The sequence below is a fragment of the Agathobaculum sp. Marseille-P7918 genome, assembly GCF_964248325.1.
Lineage (GTDB): Bacteria > Bacillota > Clostridia > Oscillospirales > Butyricicoccaceae > Agathobaculum.
Genome location: NZ_CAXTXI010000004.1, coordinates 243699 through 264543, shown reverse-complemented (window position 1 = coordinate 264543; position 20845 = coordinate 243699). Strand labels below are relative to the sequence as shown.

Annotated in this window: 20 protein-coding genes and 1 pseudogene; all 21 read right to left on the bottom strand. The window is 55.1% G+C overall.

What is annotated here, in order from left to right:
* Positions 1 to 15: 15 nt before the first annotated feature.
* Positions 16 to 543 carry a ribosome hibernation-promoting factor, HPF/YfiA family gene (hpf, locus tag ACESSO_RS08300; protein ID WP_373164574.1) on the bottom strand — a complete coding sequence of 176 codons (528 nt, stop codon included), beginning with the start codon at positions 541 to 543 and terminating at the stop codon, positions 16 to 18.
* A 173-nt stretch (positions 544 to 716) separates the two neighbouring features.
* Entirely contained in the window at positions 717 to 1559 is an 843-nt protein-coding gene (locus ACESSO_RS08295) for a fumarate hydratase (RefSeq protein WP_373164573.1), read from the bottom strand.
* Positions 1556 to 2728: an amidohydrolase gene (locus ACESSO_RS08290; protein ID WP_373164572.1), complete on the bottom strand. Its 1173-nt coding sequence runs from the start codon at positions 2726 to 2728 to the stop codon at positions 1556 to 1558. Before ACESSO_RS08290 ends, ACESSO_RS08295 begins: the two co-directional genes overlap by 4 nt.
* A gap of 217 nt (positions 2729 to 2945) precedes the next feature.
* The gene (locus ACESSO_RS08285; protein WP_373164571.1) at positions 2946 to 3401 is read right to left on the bottom strand and encodes a S1 RNA-binding domain-containing protein; all 456 of its coding nucleotides are present in this window, start codon (positions 3399 to 3401) and stop codon (positions 2946 to 2948) included.
* A 34-nt stretch (positions 3402 to 3435) separates the two neighbouring features.
* Positions 3436 to 3717, bottom strand: coding sequence for a septum formation initiator family protein (locus tag ACESSO_RS08280; protein ID WP_373164570.1), 282 nt, complete (start codon positions 3715 to 3717; stop codon positions 3436 to 3438).
* A 47-nt stretch (positions 3718 to 3764) separates the two neighbouring features.
* Positions 3765 to 4223 (bottom strand): spore cortex biosynthesis protein YabQ, encoded by a 459-nt coding sequence (yabQ, locus tag ACESSO_RS08275; RefSeq protein ID WP_373164569.1) that lies wholly within the window; start codon positions 4221 to 4223, stop codon positions 3765 to 3767.
* Positions 4224 to 4229: 6 nt separating this feature from the next.
* Positions 4230 to 4514, bottom strand: coding sequence for a sporulation protein YabP (yabP, locus tag ACESSO_RS08270; RefSeq protein ID WP_373164568.1), 285 nt, complete (start codon positions 4512 to 4514; stop codon positions 4230 to 4232).
* Between the two features lie 73 nt (positions 4515 to 4587).
* Positions 4588 to 4830 (bottom strand): RNA-binding S4 domain-containing protein, encoded by a 243-nt coding sequence (locus tag ACESSO_RS08265; RefSeq protein ID WP_297274375.1) that lies wholly within the window; start codon positions 4828 to 4830, stop codon positions 4588 to 4590.
* 1 nt (position 4831) lies between these two features.
* The gene (locus ACESSO_RS08260) at positions 4832 to 5110 is read right to left on the bottom strand and encodes an HU family DNA-binding protein (RefSeq protein ID WP_373164567.1); all 279 of its coding nucleotides are present in this window, start codon (positions 5108 to 5110) and stop codon (positions 4832 to 4834) included.
* A 17-nt stretch (positions 5111 to 5127) separates the two neighbouring features.
* Positions 5128 to 5919, bottom strand: coding sequence for a nucleoside triphosphate pyrophosphohydrolase (gene mazG, locus ACESSO_RS08255; RefSeq protein ID WP_373164566.1), 792 nt, complete (start codon positions 5917 to 5919; stop codon positions 5128 to 5130).
* 16 nt (positions 5920 to 5935) lie between these two features.
* Positions 5936 to 7561: an oligosaccharide flippase family protein gene (locus ACESSO_RS08250; protein WP_373164565.1), complete on the bottom strand. Its 1626-nt coding sequence runs from the start codon at positions 7559 to 7561 to the stop codon at positions 5936 to 5938.
* Between the two features lie 62 nt (positions 7562 to 7623).
* Positions 7624 to 8016: a hypothetical protein gene (locus ACESSO_RS08245; RefSeq protein WP_373164564.1), complete on the bottom strand. Its 393-nt coding sequence runs from the start codon at positions 8014 to 8016 to the stop codon at positions 7624 to 7626.
* Positions 8017 to 8106: 90 nt separating this feature from the next.
* Complete coding sequence (locus ACESSO_RS08240) at positions 8107 to 9030, bottom strand: uridine kinase (RefSeq protein ID WP_373164563.1); 924 nt, start codon at positions 9028 to 9030, stop codon at positions 8107 to 8109.
* Between the two features lie 14 nt (positions 9031 to 9044).
* Positions 9045 to 10514 carry a coproporphyrinogen dehydrogenase HemZ gene (gene hemZ / locus ACESSO_RS08235; protein WP_373164612.1) on the bottom strand — a complete coding sequence of 490 codons (1470 nt, stop codon included), beginning with the start codon at positions 10512 to 10514 and terminating at the stop codon, positions 9045 to 9047.
* Positions 10514 to 11146 carry an MBL fold metallo-hydrolase gene (locus tag ACESSO_RS08230; RefSeq protein WP_373164562.1) on the bottom strand — a complete coding sequence of 211 codons (633 nt, stop codon included), beginning with the start codon at positions 11144 to 11146 and terminating at the stop codon, positions 10514 to 10516. Before ACESSO_RS08230 ends, hemZ begins: the two co-directional genes overlap by 1 nt.
* A 20-nt stretch (positions 11147 to 11166) precedes the next feature.
* Positions 11167 to 11616, bottom strand: a complete 450-nt coding sequence (gene dtd, locus ACESSO_RS08225; RefSeq protein ID WP_373164561.1) for a D-aminoacyl-tRNA deacylase — start codon at positions 11614 to 11616, stop codon at positions 11167 to 11169.
* Positions 11617 to 11702: 86 nt separating this feature from the next.
* Positions 11703 to 13643 (bottom strand): annotated as a pseudogene (gene metG / locus ACESSO_RS08220) (methionine--tRNA ligase); the annotation flags it as partial.
* A gap of 441 nt (positions 13644 to 14084) precedes the next feature.
* Positions 14085 to 15071, bottom strand: a complete 987-nt coding sequence (locus tag ACESSO_RS08215) for a DUF975 family protein (protein ID WP_373164560.1) — start codon at positions 15069 to 15071, stop codon at positions 14085 to 14087.
* Positions 15072 to 15100: 29 nt separating this feature from the next.
* A complete protein-coding gene (locus ACESSO_RS08210) occupies positions 15101 to 16861 on the bottom strand; it encodes a VanW family protein (protein WP_373164559.1) in 1761 nt (586 codons plus the stop codon).
* Positions 16862 to 17101: 240 nt separating this feature from the next.
* A complete protein-coding gene (gene ychF / locus ACESSO_RS08205) occupies positions 17102 to 18205 on the bottom strand; it encodes a redox-regulated ATPase YchF (RefSeq protein WP_373164558.1) in 1104 nt (367 codons plus the stop codon).
* A 658-nt stretch (positions 18206 to 18863) separates the two neighbouring features.
* Positions 18864 to 20792: a diguanylate cyclase domain-containing protein gene (locus ACESSO_RS08200; protein WP_373164557.1), complete on the bottom strand. Its 1929-nt coding sequence runs from the start codon at positions 20790 to 20792 to the stop codon at positions 18864 to 18866.
* Positions 20793 to 20845 lie beyond the last annotated feature (53 nt).

Genomic DNA, 20845 nt, shown 5'->3' with positions numbered 1-20845 from the left:
CCTGACAACCTTTCTTTACTCCTCACCTTCAATCAGGCCGTAGCCGCCTGCCGCACGCTTGTAAACGACTGCATGGATGTTGTCGTCATCCGCATTGCGGAAGAAGTAGAATTGATGATCCAGCAGATTCATCTGCAAAATCGCCTCTTCCACGCTCATTGGCTTAACGTCAAACTTCTTACGGCGCACGATATCGAAGTCCTCCTCCGACAGTGCCGCCTGCTGCTCGGCCAGCTTATCAAATGCGCCCTCACGCAGCCGCTTTTCCAAACGGGTCTTGTGCTTGCGGATCTGGCGCTCGATGCTGCTGATTGCTCCATCCACGGATGCAAACATATCGGTCGTGGTTTCCTCTGCGCGCACAACCAACCCGGCCTGGCGCACTGTAATTTCCACAGTTTGCTTGCCGCGCAGTTCGCTGAAGGTCAGTGTGGTATCGGAATCCTGATGGAAATACCGATCCAGCTTTTCAACCTTGCGCAGCGCGTATTGCCGCAGATCGTCGTCAATTTTCATTTTTCTCTCGACGATGGTAAACTTCATAACATCATCTCCTATCGGGCGGAATGCCCAAGATACTTTGGCGTTGCCGTCCGCCGATGGCTGCGGCCGCCATATGGGGTTTTGCTATATTCAGTATACCACGCCTTCGGGCAAAATGTCCAATCTATTTTGCGCAAGTTCACAAATTGTTCAGCAGTTTCCCTAACCGTTCCTCAAATCTCGCCCTCCGCATGGCGCGTGACATGGCAGGAGATGTTGACCACACACGGCAGGCCTGCGATATGCGTGCCGAACGGCTCAATCGCACAGGAAAGCGCGGTCACCGTGCCGCCAAGGCCCTGCGGCCCGACGCCCGAAGCGTTGACCTTGTCCAGAATCGCCTGCTCCATGTCCGCATACAGCGGATCGGCGTTATGCTCACCCACCGGTCGCAGCAGTGCGCGCTTGGCAAGGAACGCTGCCTTATCGCTCGTACCGCCCAGGCCCACGCCAATGACAATCGGCGGGCAGGGATTGGAGCCTGCGTTGATGCAGGCGTCTGCGATGAAATCCACAATCTGTTCCTTAGTCGCAGCGGGTGTAAACATCTTCATTGCGGTCATATTTTCCGATCCGAAGCCCTTGGGCGCAACCGTGATGCGCACCTTGTCACCCGGCACAATCGAGGTGTACAGCACGCAAGGCGTGTTGTCGTTCGTGTTCTCGCGGCGCAGCGGGTCCCCCACGACGGACAGGCGCAGATACCCGTCAATGTAGCCGCGGCGCACGCCCTCGGTCACCGCGTCCTCAAATACACCGCCCGTCAGGTGCACATCCTGTCCGACCTCAGCAAACACAATTGCCATGCCGGTATCCTGACAGACCGGCACATCGTTTGCGCGCGCCAAATCGCAGTTTGCAATCATCTCACCGAAAATCTCCTTGCCCAGCGGCGACTGCTCAGCCTTCTGACCGTCCACAAACGCCTGCCGCAGGTCGGCGGGCAGGTAATAATTCGCGTCGATGCACAGCTGCCGCACCAGCTTGGTCACTTCCGAAACGTCAATCGTTCTCATGTTGTCCTCCTGTATTCCAGTGCGCCGTTTATCCAAACAGCCTGCACCTGAGTTGCAAAATCCAGCGGGTCACCGCTCCACAGCACGCAGTCCGCGTCCATACCAACCTGCAATCCGCCGATACGATGAGCCATACCTGCAATCTGCGCCGGCACCGAAGTGACCGCACGCAGCGCATCGGCTTTGTCCATGCCTGCGCGCACCGCAAGCATCAGTGCCATTGGCAGAAGCCGCAGCGGAATCTCCGGATGGTCGACCGTAATCGCGGTCGGAATCCCCGCACCGGCCAGCATGCCCGGCGCTGCGTCGGTCAGATTGCGTAATTCCGGCTTGGAGCGGTCGGTCATATACGGTCCGCTCACCACCGGCACACCCTCTTCTGCCAGCAAATCTGCCACCAGATGGGCCTCCGTGCCGTGCACAATGACCGGCTTAATGCCGAATTCCTTTGCGATACGCAGCGCGGTGAAAATATCATCCGCACGGTGCGCGTGAAAATGCGCTTCAATCTTGCCCCACAGCAGCGGCAGCAGTGCTTCCAGCTTGATATCATAATCCGGCCCATCATCCTCCGGGTCGCTCTCGGCGCGTTCCCGCCGCGCCAGATACTCCTTTGCTTTGTAAAGCTGCTCACGGATGAGCGCGGCGGTCGCCATACGGGTGACCGGACTTTCATCCTTGTCGTGATAAACCGATTTGGGGTTTTCCCCCAGCGCAAATTTGATTGCAAGCGGCGCTTTGAGCACCATGTTGTCCACCCGTCGTCCTGCGGTCTTGAGAAGGGCGATTTGCCCGCCAATAGGATTGGCGCTGCCCGGACTGATCGCAACGGCGGTCACGCCCGCCTCGACCGCCTCACGAAAGCCGCGATCCATCGGGTTGATACCGTCGATGACGCGCAGATGCGGCGTGACAGGATCGGTGTCCTCGTTGCCGTCCGCACCCTCAAAGCCCAATCCGTCCTCATACAAGCCAAGGTGGGAATGGATGTCGATAAGACCGGGCGTGAGCACACCGCCCGCGCCATCGATCACTTGCTCACAATCCGGCGGCGTTTGTGTGCCTGTGGCGGCGATTTTTCCGTCCTCTATCAGCAGCCAGCCGGAATAGCGCGTGTCCGTCTCATCCATCGTCCAAACGATTACATTTTTAATTAGCAGTTGTTTCATGAAAACCTCTTTGAAAAAAGCATTGACATAAATGGGAAAATATGGTATATTAACCATGGCAGTTGAAAAGCTGCCATGCACCGTTCATATCTTTATCCCCACAATCCTACTTTTGGCGCTCTTCCGCGAGGAAGGGCGCATTTTTTATGGTATTGTGCAAAATCTGTCGGATACAGTGGAATAAAAACAAAACCGAGGTCACCCTCGGTTTTTCTGTTTATCTGCGTCTGCGCGAACCGTTTTTACGGTCGGTCGCATGACGGACATCTGCCTGACGGCTTTCGCTGTCCGACATAAACGCCTTTAATTTATCCTCGAAGCTCATCGTCGCAGGGTCCTTCGGCTGCTGTGCCGCACGTCCCCGCGGTGCAGCGGAACGCTGCTGAAAACGCGGCTGACGGGCCGCAAAACCGCCTGACCGCTCCGGGCGCTGCTCCTGTGGCTGCGCTTTCTTAATTGAAAGATTGATACGTCCGGCCTGATCGATATTGATGATCTTGACCTTGACCGTCTGCCCTTCCTGCAGAAAATCCTTGATGTCGTTGACAAAGCTGGACGCAACCTCAGAGATATGCACCATGCCCGACTTGCCCTCCGGCAACGCAACGAACGCGCCGAATTTGGTAATGCCCGTTACCTTGCCTTCTACAATCGCTCCCACTGCCAAATCCATATAAGTTTTTTTGCCTCCGTTAATCTTTTCCCTTTTACCGGCTGGAGGTGTCCACAAAAACACGTTCCCCGGGTTCCGCATAGCTCAGCTCCGAACGGGCCAGCTCGCCGATATCCTCCTCAGTAATGCCGCTTTGCATTTCCTGACGTAGCAGCTCGTTGGCTTCCTGATATTCCCGCACCTGCTGGTTTAAGGAGTCCAATTCTGCCTGCTTATCCGCGATCTGCGACTGCAGCCGAACGATTGTGACCACTGCATAGAGCAAAAACGCCAGCATCGCTATTTTTACCACAACCGGCATTTTCCGCTTCGACACCGTTTTCTCACCTCGTACTGTCTGTCCGCGTCAAACTGATCCGAATTTTATTTTATACCTTTCCCACGAAAAATGGAAGAGGGTTTTGCAAACTTTTTTGCAAAAAATCGAATTCTGCTCACCAGCAGACTTTGCTGCCAACGCTGCCGGACGGTTCTGCCCAGCCAGCAGAGACAGCCGACAAGCCGAACAATCCCATGCAGCACACCCTCCAACACGGCAAGCACCACACCGCTGAGCAGCTGAAAGTACAAAATGGCGCCGCCGGCTGCACCGGCCAGCACAAAATAGCGGTTCTGTCCCATTGCAAACAGCAGATTAAATTCAAAGAGCGCCGCCAGCAGCACCAGCCAGAAAAATGCGTCGCATACCGCAGTCGCAGCCCAGCCGAACCCGAATACCCGTCGGGGCGCGCGCAGCAGATCATATACCACGGCAATGCCTGCGCCAAGCAGCACGCTCTGCAGGAACAGACGCAGCTGCTCCTGATTGGAAAACACCTCCATGCCGCTTCACCCGCCGAACAGACGCTTAAACCAGCTGCTGCGCGGCTGAACACTGTCATCATATTCGATTAGCCCGATCTCGCCTTCCACAATCAACTCGCCGGCCTCCAGCTGCAGCCGCTCGACATGCAGCCCCTGTCCGCGCACCACTACCATCCCACGCACGGTTTCCAGCAGCACCTGCTCCTCATCAAAGCTCTGCACGTCCAGAACACCGGAAATCGACAGCTTTTCCCGGCCTTCCAGAATGATATTATGCGGCATTTCCCTGTTGCGATCTTCGGATGCCATCAGCCATTCCCTCCCTGTAAAAAAACATCCCGCTCCCTTCATCCTATGAAGGGGCGGGATGTTTTAGACCCAATCAGGATATCTCCCGATACAGGGCGGCAGCGTCCGCCTTAAGGGCATGCTCTGCGATGGCAAGCACCTCCACCTTCATGGTGCGCTGGCCGAACGCAATTTCGATAATATCACCCGTTTTGACCTGATACGAAGCCTTGGCAGGCTTGCCGTTGACCGTGATACGCGCTGCGTCACACGCATCATTCGCCACGGTACGGCGCTTGATCAGGCGGGAAACCTTGAGGTATTTATCCAGTCTCACGTTATTTTTTATCCACCTTATCCTTGAGAGTCTTGCTGGGCTTAAAGACCGGCGTTGTCGCGGCAGCGATTTCGATCTCCTCGCCCGTGCGCGGATTGTGTCCCGTGCGCGCAGCGCGCTGCTTGGTCTCAAACGAACCAAAGCCGCCGATCTGCACCTTATCGCCGGACACAAGTGCGTCGCCGATGGCTTCAAAAATTGCATCCATCGTCTTTTCCGTATCCTTTTTAGACAGACCGGTTTTGTCCGCAACGAGCGTGACAAATTCACTTTTCTTCATGCGTGTACCTCCGTTTGTCATTCCGTTTCTTTTGCTTTATTCCAAAGCGCATCCAATGCCTCCAGCGGCAAATCGGACAGCGTTTTGTCCTCTGCGCGCGCCTGCCGCTCCATTGAGGCAAAGCGGCTGATAAATTTATCGCAGGTTTTTTCCAGCGCGCGCTCCGGGTCAACCTTCAAATGCCGCGCCACATTGACCACCGCAAACAGCAGATCGCCCAGTTCCTCCTCCACGTCGCCATTTCCGTCCATCGCTTGCTGCAGCTCGGTTGTCTCCTCTCCGACCTTGTCAAACGCGCCTTGCACGTTTTCCCAGTCAAAGCCGACCTTTGCAGCCTTCTTCTGCAGCTTTTCCGCACGGATGAGGCCGGGTAGACTGCGCGCCACGCTGTCAAGCGCAGAAGTATCGGTCTCCTGATGCTTTTCCACGCGCTTGAGCGCATCCCAGTTGCGCAGAATTTCCTCGGAAGAGCCGACCTCCACCGATCCGAAGATATGCGGATGCCGGAAAATCAGCTTTTTGCACACTCCGTCCGCGACGTCTCCGATATCGAATACACCCTTCTCCTTCTCCATCTGCGTATGAAACACGACCTGCAGCAGCACATCACCCAGCTCTTCCTTCAGATGCTCGGCATCCTGCTCGTCAATCGCCTCGCAGACCTCATATGTCTCCTCGATAAAATTGCGGCGGATGGACTGATGGTCCTGCTCCCGGTCCCACATGCAGCCGTCCGGCGCGCGCAGAATTTCCATAATCCGCAACAAATCCTCAAAATCATACTTATCTTTTTGCTGAAAATCAACCATTTTTCGCACTTCCCGCTCACTTCAAATGTAATAAATTCGCAATTTTTTCGCCCTTTGGCAGCATCAGCACATCCTCTCGCTCAATGGCACGCAGCATTAGCAGCAAAGCAACATACACCACTGCCGCCACTGCGATTGCGATGAGTGTGGCCAGCTTATCCAAAAGCGTGCCGGGCGCGGTATCCAATACCCGCAGCAGTACAGTATGGCAAATATAGGTTGCCGCACCCATACCAACGGTTGCCGCAAGCGGCCGCCCTGCCGTTTTTCCCAGCGGCGGCAGCGCATGCGACAGCCGCCCAATGTGAATCAGATTGAGCAGCGCGATCAGCCAGTAGCACACCGCTGTACTGATAGGCGCGCCCAAAATACCAAACTCCGGATTACCGATGAGGTAATAGTCGCCCAGCATCTTGACCACCGCACCCAAAAACATGGAAATGAGCGGCAAATCAATGCGTCCAAACGCCTGCAAAGTGGCATTCGTCACCGCAACCAGCGCCACCGCCGGCACGGCAAAGCCCAGCATGGCCATGAGTGGGCCGCCCTGTTCAGACACGCCTACAGAGTAGAACATACGCAGAATCGGGCCGGACAGCAACAGAAAACCCGCCCCCGCCGGCAGCGTGATAATCATAGTCAAACGCAGCGTCGTTCCCATGGTTTTGGACACCTTGGTAAAATTCTGCGACGCCCGCGCGCTTGCAATCGTCGGCAGCACGCTGACCGCCAGCGCCGTGATGAGTGTCTGCGGCAGGTTAAAGAAATTGACCGTACCGGTATAGATGCCATAGGCGGTCGTTGCCGCCTCGGCCGTCATGCCGACCGCCGGGCTTTGCAGCCGTGCGGTAATCAGCGCCACGTCGATAAGGTCGGTCAGGCTCATAACCGCCGAGCTGATGGTAATCGGAATGGAAAGCGAAAGCAGCGTTTTGGCCAGCTCCCGCGTCGGACGGATTGCATCGCTCAGCAGATGCACCGGTTCGCTGCGCCGGCGGCTGATGCCTGCCTGCACAAGCATATAGCCCGCCGCCACGACCTCGCCCAGCGTGACGCCCAGCACGGTCAGCGCTGCAACCACCGCGTCCTCCATACCATGCTGCTTGGCATAGTACGCAAGCCCCAGACCGGCAAACAGCTTGCCCATTGCCTCAATCACCTGTGAAACCGCGGTAGGCACCATGTTGGCGCGTCCCTGATAATACCCGCGGAACACCGACAAAATCGAGACCATCGCAACGCTCGGCGCGATTGCCATGACCGCCAGCTGCGCGTCCGGATTTTTAATCCAGCTTGCAAACGTACCTGCGCCAAAAAACAGCACTACCGTCGCCAGCACGCCGACCGGCACAAAAATACCCGCCGCCACGCGCACAATCCGGCGCACCTCGCGCTCACGCCCGCAGGCTGTCGCCTCTGCGACCATTTTGGACAGTGCGGCAGGCAGGCCGACTGTCGAAATAATGAGCATAGCCGTATAGATACGGTACGCCGCGCTGAACAATCCGAATGCAGGAGATTCCTCTCCGCCAATCATGTTCTGCAGCGGAATCTGGAAAAACGCGCCGATCACCTTTACAATCAGGCTCGCAACCATTAAAATGACCGCACCTTGAATAAAATTCTGTTTTTTTCGCTGCAAACGTTACACGCCCTTTGTTATTTCTTATAGTACCGTATGGCAGGGCGCTCTGAAATATGTGTTCACAGCGCGCCGCCGCAGCCGGAGCAGTACGCATCTTCCCGGCTGCATGTTTTGCCGCAGTGCGGGCAGACCACGATCGTACGCATGCCCGCCAGCTCCTCACGCAAAGCCGCGAGTTTTTCCTGCTTTGCGTCTACCGCGGCAATTTTCTCTTCCATTTCGTCATTAGAAACCTCGCTGCCGCGGTGCAGCTCGTAAACCATACGGCCGATTTCCTTATAGAGCACCTCACACTCGGTATTGAGGTCAAAAATCTGCAAATTGATACGGGTCGCACTGGCAAGCTCCGTCGCCTTTTTGCCCGCTGCGTCCGCCGCGCGGCCGGCGACCTTACCGGTTTTTTCCGCCATCACCCTGATTTTGTCCAGAAACGATTGTACCTTTGCATCCATCGTCCATCGCTCCTTCTGTGCGGCCAAAGACCGCCATATTTGGTTTATTATACTTCACACCCTGTCAAAAAGCAAGGTTTTACGCCCGTTTCAGCCGATAAACTCGTGCAGCACCGAGTCCTCCGGAATGAAATCCATATAATCAATCGGCGCTACCTGTCCCAGCACCGCACCGATCGGCGCGAGATCCGCCCCGGCCAGCTCCTGCGCATATTGCTGCAGCCGCGGCGTCAAATGCTGCATCAGGATGCAGAACTCATACGGCAAAAACGTATCCACCGTCAGGTTAGCCTGCCCACGATACGGCGCAATATACAGCCGCTCGCCGCGGCGCACCGAATTCCACTGATGCAGGGTTTCCTCAACCGGAGAATTGCGGAACAGGCTGTCCCGCATGGCGCGGCGCAAAAAGCGCAGCATATACGGCTCCAGCCGCGGCCCCTCCTCGGGCACAACTGCGCTAGCCACCGACAAATACACGCCGGTCGCCGCATGCGCCAGATCGCCCATGATGACGGGATTGAAGGAGTGAATTCCCTCGATAAGCACCACCTCATCCGGGTCGAGCCGCAGCGTGCGCGCATCCGGAATCGAGGTGCGCGTTTCAAACTCAAACCGCGGCAGGCTGATTTCCTGTCCTTCCGCCAGCTGTGCCAGGTGCTGGCTCAAAAGCGGCAGATTCATGCACTCCGGACTTTCCAGATCGGGCACTCCGTTTTCCGGGTCAGGCGGAATTTCGTAGGTACCGACCGTGCGGTAATAATCGTCCATTGAAATCATCTCCGCATGAATGCCGTGCGCCTCCAGCGCGCGGGCAATGCGGTCATTGGTCGTAGTCTTGCCCGACGAGGACGGTCCATTAATCAATACGATTGGCTTGTTTGTACTGTTGCGCGCAATCTCCTCCGCCACAGCAAGCACCTGCGCATGGTAGTGTTGCTCACACTCGTGAATAAAATCCGCTGCCTCATACCGTGCCCGGTGATTGATAAATTTGAGCGTAAATTCCGCCATAACCCGTTCCCTCCTTATTGCTTGGGAAATAGTAGTTTGCGTTTGCCATCTGCCAACCGGTCGGCTGCGCGGATGTACTCAAGCGGATACTTGGGGTTATTCGTCCGCTCGATCCAGCCGGTTGCACGCTCGACGCGCTTGGACACGCCGCCCGCGCCCAGCGACAGAATGGTCTGCAATTCCTCCATCATAGTCACATTGTAAAAACATTCGGTATCCGGTTTGCACCAGCCGACGTTCTCAAAGCCGCCGGCGGTAAATTTCTGCCGGTACAGATAGTATGGCCCGAAACCCGCCGTTTGCAGCGCGTGCGAGGCGCCGTCCAGCATGCGCGAAACCGTATCGCGCTGCGCGGCGGCCGCAGCCTTATCGGTAAGATCGGCCCCGCGCTTGATGGCCAGCGTATGCACCGTAATATTTTCGGGTGCAAGACCGATAAGCGTATCCATCGTATGTGCAAAGCTGCCCGCAGTATCGCCGGTCAGCCCTGCAATCACATCCATGTTGATTGCCTCAAAGCCCGCCTGACGTGCCTCGTCATAGGCGCGCAGCACATCCTGCGCGCTGTGCCGCCGCCCAATAGCCGCCAGCACTGCATCGTCCATCGACTGCGGGTTGATGCTCACGCGCCCGACGCCTGCGGCCCGCAGCGCCGCAAACTTTTCCGGCGTGATGGTATCCGGACGGCCTGCTTCCACAGTATATTCACGCAGATGCGAAAAATCAAAGTTTTTTTCCAGTGCCGTGAGCAGACGCGCCAGCTGTGCTTCATCCAGCGTGGTCGGCGTGCCGCCGCCGATATATACGCTCTGCACCCGTTTGCCTGCCTCGCGCACCAGCGCGGCGGTTTCCTCCACCTCGCGGCACAGCGTATCCAGATACGGCTCAATCAGCTGACCGGATTGCGCGGTCGTGGAGGACACAAACGAGCAGTAATAACACCGCGACGGGCAGAACGGAATGCCGACATAAAGCGAAATATCGTCCGGCCCGATGGCGCGATCCAGCTCCATCGCGGTTGCCGCCGCGCGGATGGTCAGCGCAGTGCGGTCTGGCGAAACATGAAAATGCTCCCGCAGATATGCCGCCGCTTCGCCGCGGCTCATACCGCGCTCGATCAGGCCGCGCGCGAGCTTGGCCGGACGCACACCGGTCAGACTGCCCCAGACCGGAGGCTCGGGCAGCGCGGGCACGACTGCGTCGTACACGGTCGTTTTCACCAGTTCAGTGATGGTGCGCTTGTAGTCAAGCGGCTGCAGCCCCTCGACTGATGCGCGGCTCTCTCTTTCGCGTACCGTGCCGCCCAGACGGATAATCGCCTTAGCCTGCGCCTGCCCATCCGCTTCGGTCAGAATGCTGCGGCACCAGTCGTCCTCGCCCTCACGGATGGTATCCACATGCGTCAGTGTAATGGTTGGCAGCAGATGAAACAGCATTTCCTCCACCGCATGCTTGAGCGCATGCCCTTCCATGGTATAAACCATCACTTACCGACCGCCTGCAGCATATAGGAGTTGGCCACGCGCTCCTCGGACAAGGTCGAAAGCCCCTCATGTCCGGGCAACACCTTATAGTCGCCCTCTAGGTCGTGCAGACGTTTGAGTGAGTGCAGCATCTGACTGAAATCACCGCCCTCGAGGTCGCAGCGGCCGCACTCATGGCGGAACAGCGTGTCACCCGTGAACAGGCAGTCCTCAATCTGGATGACCGACGAGCCGGGCGTGTGTCCCGGCGTATTCATATAGGTCGCGGTCAAACCGCCAAAGGTGACCTGCGTGCCTTCGGTCGCCACAATATCCGGCGTGTCCTCGATATAGCCGCGCGCCAATGCGCGGAACGGGCGCATATTCTCATGCTTGAGCAGCCACAGGTCGCCCTCCGGCACAACATATTTTGCCCCCGTCTTTTCCAGCACCTCATGTGCAGCGAGGATATGGTCGAAATGCGCGTGCGTCAGCAACACATACTTGACCGTCAGTTTTTCCTCCGCAATCGCGTGCAGAATCGAAGGGGCGTTGTCACCCGGGTCAATAACTGCCGCCTCGCGGCTGTTTTCATCATAAACAATATAGCAGTTGGTCGCTACCGGACCAACACAGAGCTGCATAATTTTCATAAGTGAAATTCTCCTTTCCGTCACCGCATCTGTGCGGTGTCCATCCACAATGTAACCGGCCCGTCGTTGAGCAGGTCAACCTTCATATCCGCGCCAAACTCGCCGGTTTCCACCGGCAGGCCGCTCTCACAGCAGCGCGCGATAAACGCTTCATACAGCGGAATCGCCGTTTCCGGCCGCGCCGCTGCGGTAAAGCTTGGACGATTGCCTTTTTTGCAGTCGCCATACAGCGTAAACTGCGACACCACCAGAATCCCGCCGCCGACGTCGGACAGCGACCGGTTCATCTTGTCGTTTTCGTCGGTGAACACGCGGAGTTTTACCGTTTTATCCGCCAGATAAACCGCGTCCTCCACCGTGTCGCCGTCCGTTATGCCGAGCAGGACAAGAAAGCCCTGCCCAATCTGCCCATGCACCGCACCGTCGATTGTAACCGATGCGTGCGACACACGCTGAATCAGTGCCCGCATTTGTTTCCCTCATTTCCGGCGCAAATATCGCGCCTGCTTATCCAAAAGGGGCTGCGTCAGACCGCAGCCCCTTTCGCTCTTTCATTTTAGCACAGCTTTGCGCCCGCTTCAATCGCATCATCCAGCATGATGAGATTGAGTTTGCCGTCCTTTTCGGCAGACAGCAGCATACCGTTGGACTCCTGTCCCATCATCTTGCGCGGCGGCAGGTTGGTGACGGCGACAACCGTCTTGCCGACCAGCTCTTCCGCCTTGTAGTATTTGGCAATACCCGACAGAATCTGACGCGGCGTGCCCGAACCATCATCCAACTGGAATTTGAGCAGCTTTTCGCTCTTCTTGACGTTCTCGCAGGCCAGCACCTTGCACACGGTCATATCGACCTTGCAGAAGTCGTCAAACGGGATATCCGGCAAGAAGGTGACAGCCGGCTTCTCCGCCTGCTGCTGCGCCTTCTTCTCCTCCTCGATTTCGGCCAGCTTCTTCGGGATGTCGATGCGCTCGAACAGGATGGATGCTTCGCCCACCGGTGCGCCCGCAGTCATGCCGCCAAAGGACTGGAGGCTCTCCACACCCTTGTCCTCCGTGCCCAGCTGCGCGAAAATCTTATCCGCGGTGTCGGGCAGATAGGGACGCAGCATGGTTGCCGCAAAGCGGATGGACTCCAAGAGGTTATACAGCACCGTGCCGAGACGACCCTTCTTGTCCTCGTCCTTGGCCAGCGCCCACGGCATGGTTTCGTCAATATACTTGTTCGAGCGGCGCAGCAGCGTAAACACCTCGTCGATGGCGTCTGCAACGTGCAAATCCGCCATGCGCTTTTCCACCGCTGCGGGCAGACCGAGCGCGACCGCCTTCAGCTCATCATCCACCGGCTCGGCATCCGCCGGAGCAGGCACGATGCCGCCAAAATACTTCTTGGTCATGGCGATCGTGCGGTTGACCAGATTGCCCAGTACGTTGGCCAGCTCGGAATTGATGCGCTCGCAGATGAGTTCATAGGAAATCACGCCGTCATTGGCAAACGGCATCTCATGCAGCACATAATAGCGCACCGCGTCTACGCCGAACAGACGCACCAGATCGTCCGCGTAAATCACGTTGCCAAGCGACTTGGACATCTTGCCCTCGCCCACCAGCAGCCACGGATGGCCAAACACCTGCTTGGGCAGCGGCTCACCAAGCGCCATCAGGAAGATTGGCCAGTAGATCGTATGAAAACGAATGATATCCTTGCCGATCAGATGCACATCCGCCGGCCAGAAGCGCTTATAATGCTCGTCATGGTTGCCGTCCGGGTCATAGCCGCAGAAGGTGATATAGTTGGTCAGCGCGTCCAGCCAGACGTAAACGACATGGCCGGGGTCAAAGTCAACCGGGATGCCCCATGAGAACGAGGTACGCGATACGCACAGATCCTGCAGGCCGGGTTTGAGGAAGTTGTTGACCATCTCATTCTTGCGGCTCTCCGGCTGGATGAACTCCGGATGCTCCTCGATATGCTTCATCAGGCGATCGGCATACTTGCTCATACGGAAGAAGTAGGCCTCCTCCTCCGCGTCCACGACCGGACGACCGCAGTCCGGGCAGCAGCCGTCCTTGAGCTGGCTCTCGGTCCAGAAGGACTCGCAGGGCTTGCAGTACTTGCCCTTATAGCTGCCCTTGTAGATATCGCCCTGATCATACAGCTTTTTGAAAATCTTTTGCACTTTCTTCTCGTGCATCGGGTCGGTTGTGCGCACAAATTTATCGTAGGTGGTGTTCATCAAATCCCAGATGCGCTTGACCTCTGCCGCTACGTTATCCACGTGCTGCTGCGGCGTGATACCTGCAGCCTCAGCCTTCTCCTGAATCTTCTGGCCATGCTCGTCCGTACCAGTCTGGAAGTAGACATCATAGCCGGTCAGGCGCTTGTAGCGCGCGATAGCGTCGGCCAGCACGATTTCATACGTGTTGCCGATGTGCGGCTTTGCCGAGGTGTAAGCAATCGCCGTTGAGATATAATAGGGTTTCTTATCCATCTTATTCTTCTCCTTTACCCATAGGTTTGCGAAATATCCTCCGTTTTCATACGCGCTTTTGCAAAGAAATAAAAAAGCCCTCCTCCCCGAATGAACGTCATCCAAGGACGAGAGCGAAACGCTTCCGTGTTACCACCTTGCTTCACGCGCCCCTCGCGGCGGCGCGCCTTAGCGGGTACTGCCATACCCTGATTCGATAACGGGAATCCCCCGCCGCAGCCTATGTCGGACTTGCCGCCAGTCGGTGCGGTGCTCCGAGGCCATTTTCCGCCGCGCCCTCTGCGCCCCGCTTACACCATCCGGGACTCGCTTTGCCGTACCTCGCCGCGTACTTTCCTCTTCATTGCGTTTCAACCAATATGATGGTTTCATTATAGCATTGCGCCTTTGCGCTGTCAAGCACGCGAAACGGCGGGAAAAACCCGCCGTTTCGATATCGATTTGACTTTATTGCGGTGTGCCGTTTCCGCCCTGTCCCGGCCAGGAGTCGGTAAAAGGCGTATCCTGCGGTCCCGCGACCGGTGCAGAAAGATACTCGTACATGCCGAAGAAGGAGGTCAGCTCATAAGCGTTCAGGAACGCCCCCAGCAGCACTGCCAGACAGACGGCTGCGATGAGCGCCGTTACCATAATCGCAATACCCGTGCCGCCCTTGACCAGCACCAAACCAGCAACTCCCAGGCCGCCGCACAGATAGGTCACGCCAATCAGCAGAATGTTCCAACCGATAAAGCTGAGCACAAACACAAACAGCTTGCCATACTGTCCCTTAAATGCGGCAGATGCTTCACGCGTCGCATTCCAGACACTATGCGTCTCATCGTCGCACAGAATCACCCAGCCTGCGTTATAGGTCATTATCTTCACCTCAATCGGAATGAGCGCGATGATATACAGAATATTGAGGATCGTGACCACCGTCGAAGCACTGTTTACGTTGCCTCTCATCGCCGCACCGAACGCCAGAGAAAATGCCAGCACCATGTACACAACAGTCGGCCCAATCATCCACAGGAACGAGCGGAAGGTCAGGCAGAACTCCATTTTGATACCCGTCCAGAGCGAACGCAGCGAGGTAAAGGGCTTAAACAGCATGCTCACTCCCGGTTCCTCCCCGCGCTGCAGAGCAAGGTAAAACCGCATCATACCGAAAGTCAGCGGCCCGCTGATGACAATCATCAGAAACACCACCACCCAAACGGAATTCATGCCTCGTGCCAAAGCCATACCCAGCATATATTCATCGGTGTAGCCGGACATCGCCATGGCAAACACCCTGCCGAACAGCGACAGATACAATATCACAAGCAGCAGCGCAAACGGCACCATATACAAAAAGTTGATGCCGATACAGCGGCCCAGATTGTTCATCACCCGTCCCTTACAGGCTTTCTTAATTTCCTTACGTGTCTGTGCGGTAAACTCTTGTCTCATCCGTTATCCTCCTACCAATGTTTTTGATATTATGAAGCGGCCTGCGTCTGTTGGCCTGCCGTTTCCGTAGAAGTTTCTCCGGCCGTGCCGGATTCTCCGTCTGCCGCCGACTCTCCGCCCGATGTTTCCCCGGTCGTCGACGATCCTCCGGTCGCCGGCGTTTGCGGCGTAGCAGGCGTCGGCTGTTTGGTTCCAACATACACCACCTTATCCCGCTTGACATAGGTGGACGTATTGGCCAGCACCTCGGTCGTTTTCCCGTTTTCCGTAATCACCTTATAAGTGCGCGTAGAGTAACCGGTAATCGGTGTGATATCGACACGGGTCTGCCCCGCCATCATGGAACTGTCCTTTTTCTCGATCGTCTGCGGCGTGTAGGTCTCCAATACCTCGGTGCGGGTGTCGACCGTTTTGTCGCTGGTCTTGGTGCCTACGATGGTCATGATCATTTTGCCGTCTGTCTGCTCGGCCAGAATCTTGATGGGATAATCCGTATTGTTCTTAAATCGAAAATCCAGATTGCCGTAATCCACCGTTGCGTCCTCTCCCAACGGAGTATAAGCCACGGTAAAGGAGTGATTATGCCGCTCGGTGACCTCTAAATCCGCGCGCAGCACCGCCATATACAGTGTCGAAGAGGGCTGGCATACGCCGCCTCCGAATTCTTCGATGACTTTACCGCCCGAATAGGCGCCTGCGGGTTTATAGCCGCGTGCCTCTGTGCGCTCACCCACGACATTATTATACGAAAATTCGTCGCCCGGATTGAGGATTGTGCCGTTGATGGCCGCCGACGCCAACCGGACATTATTGGTGCGGGGTGTATTGCTTTCGTCCAACGAAGTAGAGGTCTGCGCCAGCGTATCCTTGAACAGCTTGGTTTTAAGATCCTCCGCCGTTACCTTAACCGCCGTTGTCGTGACAGGAATGGTGTAACTCTCCGCCGAACCGTCTCCAATGATGCTCCTTGCCTCTTCCACATCAAACTGCACGCCGACTTTTTCCGGAATGATGGTCTTTCCATCCTCTTTACTCACCGTCGCACTGACCGGATCGCCGATTACCTCCTCGGCAATCTTGTCAATATCAATGGCCGGTGTATCGGTCAGCTCGGTCGAAACCTCGTACGGCTCAAAATCCATCAGCCGGATTTTTTCCTCCAGCAGCGACCGCACCGCATCCGTATCAAACTTTACGCCCGGTTTGCCTGCATGAATGGTCATCGTATCCGTACCGATATCCCACGTCGGTTCGACCGGCTCGGTCAAAGCCTTGGAAACGATGTCTTCCAACGCCTCCGTCAGTCCATCCTCGTCGACCTGCGCGGCAATCTGCGCCTCGTTCATACCGACAAGCGCTTTCGCCACATCCCACATGCGGGCAAACGGGTTGCCCGTGCGGCCCACCGCATAGGCATTTTGCACCGACTGTTCTCCGTCCACGCTTTCCAGCACGTCGCGCACCGGAATATCGTACGTTGTGTCATAGATGGTCATCGACAGCTTCGCATCTTGATACAGCGGCTTGCTTTTTGCGGCAACCTGCTCCTCCGCCGCGCTTTGCGTCATTCCACCGACCGGAATCGTCCCGACCGTAACGCCGGGGAAAATATTCGGATACAGGTAGGTAAAACCGCATAACGCAGCCAGCAGCAGCACAACAATGCCGCCCGTTATTTTTGCAGCCAGCGGCACACGAATTTGCTTTTTGCCTGTTTTGGAAGCAGCCGTCTGCGCGGTGTGCTTGGCCAAATGCGTTCCTTCCTTCCGTTTGTTTGTCAGGATGCTCAAATTGTTCTTCCTCTTTTCCGCTACTTATATATGCAGATATGCGAAACATCATACAATTTACCGAAAAAAACAAAAACCAGCATATCCACGGTCCTTCGACATGATTCGCCGTTCTTATTATATACTGCAATAGTGGGAGAAGCAATAACAATTCGGTAAAATAAAAGCATGCCCGTTTTATCCCGTATACAGCAGAAAGCACCGTCAAAAACGGTGCTTTCCGAAAATTACATTATTCTATCAAACATTAAAGCGGAAGAGAACCACATCTCCGTCCTGCATCACGTATTCCTTACCTTCCGAACGGACCAGGCCCTTTTCCCGCGCAGCCGCAAGCGAGCCGAGTTCAATCAGGTCCTTATACTGAATCACCTCGGCACGAATAAAGCCGCGTTCAAAGTCCGAATGGATCTTGCCTGCCGCCTGCGGCGCCTTGGTACCCTTTTCAATCGTCCACGCGCGCACTTCCTGTTCACCCGCTGTCAGGTAGCTCATCAGGCCGAGCAAATCGTAGCATACCTTGATCAGGCGGTCCAAGCCGGATTCGTGCAGACCCAGCTCGGAGAGGAACATCTCCTTCTCCTCTGCATCCATGCCCGCGATATCCTCTTCCAGCTTTGCGCAAATCGGCAGCACCATCGCACCCTCTGCATCCGCGATTTTCTGCACGGCCGCCAGACGCTCGTTTTCGGTCTTATCGCCGGTAAAGCCCGCCTCGTCCATATTGGCGGCATAAATCACCTTTTTCGCGGACAGCAGATCGCTTTCCCGGATAACGCGCTGTACATCCTCATCATCTGCAAAACCCTCAAACGTACGGGCGGTCTTGCCCTCTTCCAGATGCGCCTTGAGCTTTTCCAGAATCTCCACATCCGCCAGCAGCTTTTTATCCGCCTTGGCCGCCTTGCGTGTGCGCTCGAGGCGACGCTCCAAATGCTCGATATCGGCCAGAATCAGCTCCAGATTGATGGTTTCAATATCGCGGGCAGGGTCGACCGAGCCTTCCACATGCACGATGTTCTCGTTTTCAAAGCAGCGCACCACATGCACAATGGCGTCGACCTCACGGATGTGGGACAAAAACTTGTTTCCCAAGCCCTCACCCTTGCTCGCGCCGCGCACAAGACCCGCAATATCCACAAACTCCACCACCGCAGGCGTTGTCTTTTTCGCGTGATACAGCTCGGTCAGCGGCTGCAAACGCTCATCCGGCACGGCAACCATACCCACATTGGGGTCGATGGTGCAGAAGGGATAGTTTGCGCTTTCTGCGCCCGCCTGCGTAATCGCGTTAAACAATGTGGACTTTCCCACATTCGGAAGCCCAACGATACCTAATTTCATATATCTTTACATCTCCTTTTGCGACTTTTACGCGCGCAACCTCTTTATAATATTTCAGAAAAAGCGCTTATCGCAATAGGATTATTATAACAGATTACGCCCTTTCCCTCAAGTTCTTTTCAAACTCTCCAGCAAGTTTTCCTTGCAAAATGACCCGTCGGGCAATAAGGAAAAGCCCCGGAAACCAGACGTCCCAGGGCTTGTGACCGCTTTTTACTCCCTTTATCGCTTACTGAATTTCTCAATACAACGCATGGCCAATAAGTTTTGGAAGGTGTATAGTTTCCAATGCCATTCGGCTGCTGCCTACTTCTGATACAACATCATTTGACCTGACTGCAAAGAATGCCGCCCTCAGGAATGCTACGCTTGGGGTTGGACCTGTGTGCCGTGCAATAGCTCTGTGGTCCATCCGGGTTATTCGCAGTGGCTCTTGCACCAGTTTCGCCAAACGAAGCAGGATACGGAAAATAAACATGCTCCTGTCCATTTAAAACCGAACATCTCGGGCAGGATTTCAGCGTTTTATCCGCACTATATTGTGCAGACTTTAGTTTTTTCCCGCAATGTTTACAATACTTGTCACAATTCATTGTAATTCCCTCCTAAAATTAGTCATACCGAATTTTATCCTCATGCATAGTGCATGAAAAGCTGATTATCGCACGCCTCTCCGGTCATGTTTTTGATAAAAATCCCTTTTATTGTCATACATAGCTTCTTCAGCTTGGGCAATCAGTTCATCCAGATTGCGCTCACAGTCCTGCCAGCAGGCACTGCCGACCGAAATATAGTATCCCTTCGTCTCGACCATTCTGCACAGACTTTTCAGCTTTTCCGCTACGATATCGGAGCTGTCCTGCAAGGAAAAGGCCACAAACTCATCCCCACCGATTCGGTAGGTATGTTCCGTGCCAAAAACAGAACAGATACTGTTTGCTACAAAACGCAGCATGGTATCTCCCGCTTTATGACCATATTGGTTATTTAGTTCATGCAATCCATTTACATCAACGTAAATACAGTGAAAGTTATCACTGGCGATGCTCCCGTATTCAAGCAGAGCAGACTCGTAGCTATTCCGGTTTTTCAAACCGGTTAGTGTATCCATGGTTCCCATGGTATGAATCAACTGGTAGGATTCCATATTGCACATTGCCATTATGAAACTATTGGCTACACACTCTACATACCTGTATACAATATCCTTCCTTTTAAAATTTACTGCACACAGGACACCGTACAGCGTTCCCTGTATATCCAGAACCGGTGTGATCATCATGCTGTGTACCCGTCTGGAATGCATCCGTTCCAGTTCCTGAGAAGAAAAGGAAATATTACTTTCCCCTTCACAAAACAAGACGCTGCGATTTTGGAGCAAGTGCTGGTATACTTGGGGAAACTCCTGCTTGAGGTCGTTCTCCTCGGCTACAGCTACAAAGTCGGCATGCTCCCGCCGCCACAAAGAGATTCGGTGCACCTGACTGCCGTGCAAAGTCAACAGGAAAGTGCCTTCCGCTTCAACCTCCTCAGCCACCTTTTTCAGAGCCTCGACCATCAGGTCAGGATTTTGATGGGCATCAAAAAGAATTTGCTGCACCTGAAACATAAAGGTGGTCTGCTGGATCTGAGATTGCTTTAACCGCAAGCGGCGCCGGTACTGCCGGAGTGTGATAAACAGATAAAAGGCGGTAATGATCGTCACAACCGCACCCAGGAAAAAGATAATCTGATTGATCCCGCTGGCTTCGGAAAAGGCGACACATTCCGGTACGGTCAGATTGATGGACCAGTTATTTATCCCGACCGGCTGATATCGGGTGTAAAAATATTTGCCCGTGGTCTGAGGGGAAAAAACAATGTAACCGGATTGGCCATTCTGCAGATCCTGCTGCATGGTTTCCATCGAGTAGCCCGATTTCACCTGACCGAATTCCATGCTGCCGTCATAAAGATTGCCCAGAGTGCCGCGCCACGTATCCATCAGAACATCGCCGGTGTCACCGTCCACCAAACAGAGCTGTCCCGCTCCACCGAAGGGCATATCAGCCGCAAAGGAAGACGGAAGTTGATTCAAGTCCATCAGGCCATAAAGAATAGCTATGACCTCGCCATCACTCTGAATGGGGACCGCCTGATAAAGAAACCACGCTCCGCTCTCTGGCACACCCGGAAATCGGCCAGAGACACAGGGCGCCTTCTGTGCGATCTCCGCAAAAGAAGGCAATACTGAGTAGTCCGGGAGCGTGCTGCCTCCACAGATCAAACGCCCATCCCGAAGTTGGACACAAACTGCATCAATCTGCTGATGGCTGCAAAACAGCTCCAACTCGCTTTGGAGCGTCTCAGTGTCATTGAGCCGCTCTGTTGTTAGCAGCCTTGCCACCAACTCCAGATTACTCTGATATAGATTCAGATTGTACCTGAGGGTCGATGCCGCTTCGCTGGCGGACTGTTCGATCTCATAGTAGCACTCATCCCTAGTGAACCGCCAGAGAATGCGGGTAGTGAACACGAAGCAGATACCCAGAAGGAGGATTAGAAGGACAGGCCAGAGAATTTCCTGATAGGACTTTTTATCTTCCATATGATGCCTCCATTGAAAGCCAGATTACTATCGGGAATAAATAAAGCAGGCGT

Bases quoted from the DNA above. Each gene is read 5' to 3' on its own strand.
- hpf (WP_373164574.1), bottom strand. From the start codon at position 543: ATGAAGTTTACCATCGTCGAGAGAAAAATGAAAATTGACGACGATCTG.
- ACESSO_RS08295 (WP_373164573.1), bottom strand. From the start codon at position 1,559: ATGAGAACGATTGACGTTTCGGAAGTGACCAAGCTGGTGCGGCAGCTG.
- ACESSO_RS08290 (WP_373164572.1), bottom strand. From the start codon at position 2,728: ATGAAACAACTGCTAATTAAAAATGTAATCGTTTGGACGATGGATGAG.
- ACESSO_RS08285 (WP_373164571.1), bottom strand. From the start codon at position 3,401: ATGGATTTGGCAGTGGGAGCGATTGTAGAAGGCAAGGTAACGGGCATT.
- yabQ (WP_373164569.1), bottom strand. From the start codon at position 4,223: ATGGAGGTGTTTTCCAATCAGGAGCAGCTGCGTCTGTTCCTGCAGAGC.
- yabP (WP_373164568.1), bottom strand. From the start codon at position 4,514: ATGGCATCCGAAGATCGCAACAGGGAAATGCCGCATAATATCATTCTG.
- ACESSO_RS08260 (WP_373164567.1), bottom strand. From the start codon at position 5,110: ATGAAGAAAAGTGAATTTGTCACGCTCGTTGCGGACAAAACCGGTCTG.
- mazG (WP_373164566.1), bottom strand. From the start codon at position 5,919: ATGGTTGATTTTCAGCAAAAAGATAAGTATGATTTTGAGGATTTGTTG.
- ACESSO_RS08245 (WP_373164564.1), bottom strand. From the start codon at position 8,016: ATGGATGCAAAGGTACAATCGTTTCTGGACAAAATCAGGGTGATGGCG.
- ACESSO_RS08240 (WP_373164563.1), bottom strand. From the start codon at position 9,030: ATGGCGGAATTTACGCTCAAATTTATCAATCACCGGGCACGGTATGAG.
- hemZ (WP_373164612.1), bottom strand. From the start codon at position 10,514: ATGGTTTATACCATGGAAGGGCATGCGCTCAAGCATGCGGTGGAGGAA.
- ACESSO_RS08230 (WP_373164562.1), bottom strand. From the start codon at position 11,146: ATGAAAATTATGCAGCTCTGTGTTGGTCCGGTAGCGACCAACTGCTAT.
- dtd (WP_373164561.1), bottom strand. From the start codon at position 11,616: ATGCGGGCACTGATTCAGCGTGTGTCGCACGCATCGGTTACAATCGAC.
- ACESSO_RS08215 (WP_373164560.1), bottom strand. From the start codon at position 15,071: ATGAGACAAGAGTTTACCGCACAGACACGTAAGGAAATTAAGAAAGCC.
- ychF (WP_373164558.1), bottom strand. From the start codon at position 18,205: ATGAAATTAGGTATCGTTGGGCTTCCGAATGTGGGAAAGTCCACATTG.
- ACESSO_RS08200 (WP_373164557.1), bottom strand. From the start codon at position 20,792: ATGGAAGATAAAAAGTCCTATCAGGAAATTCTCTGGCCTGTCCTTCTA.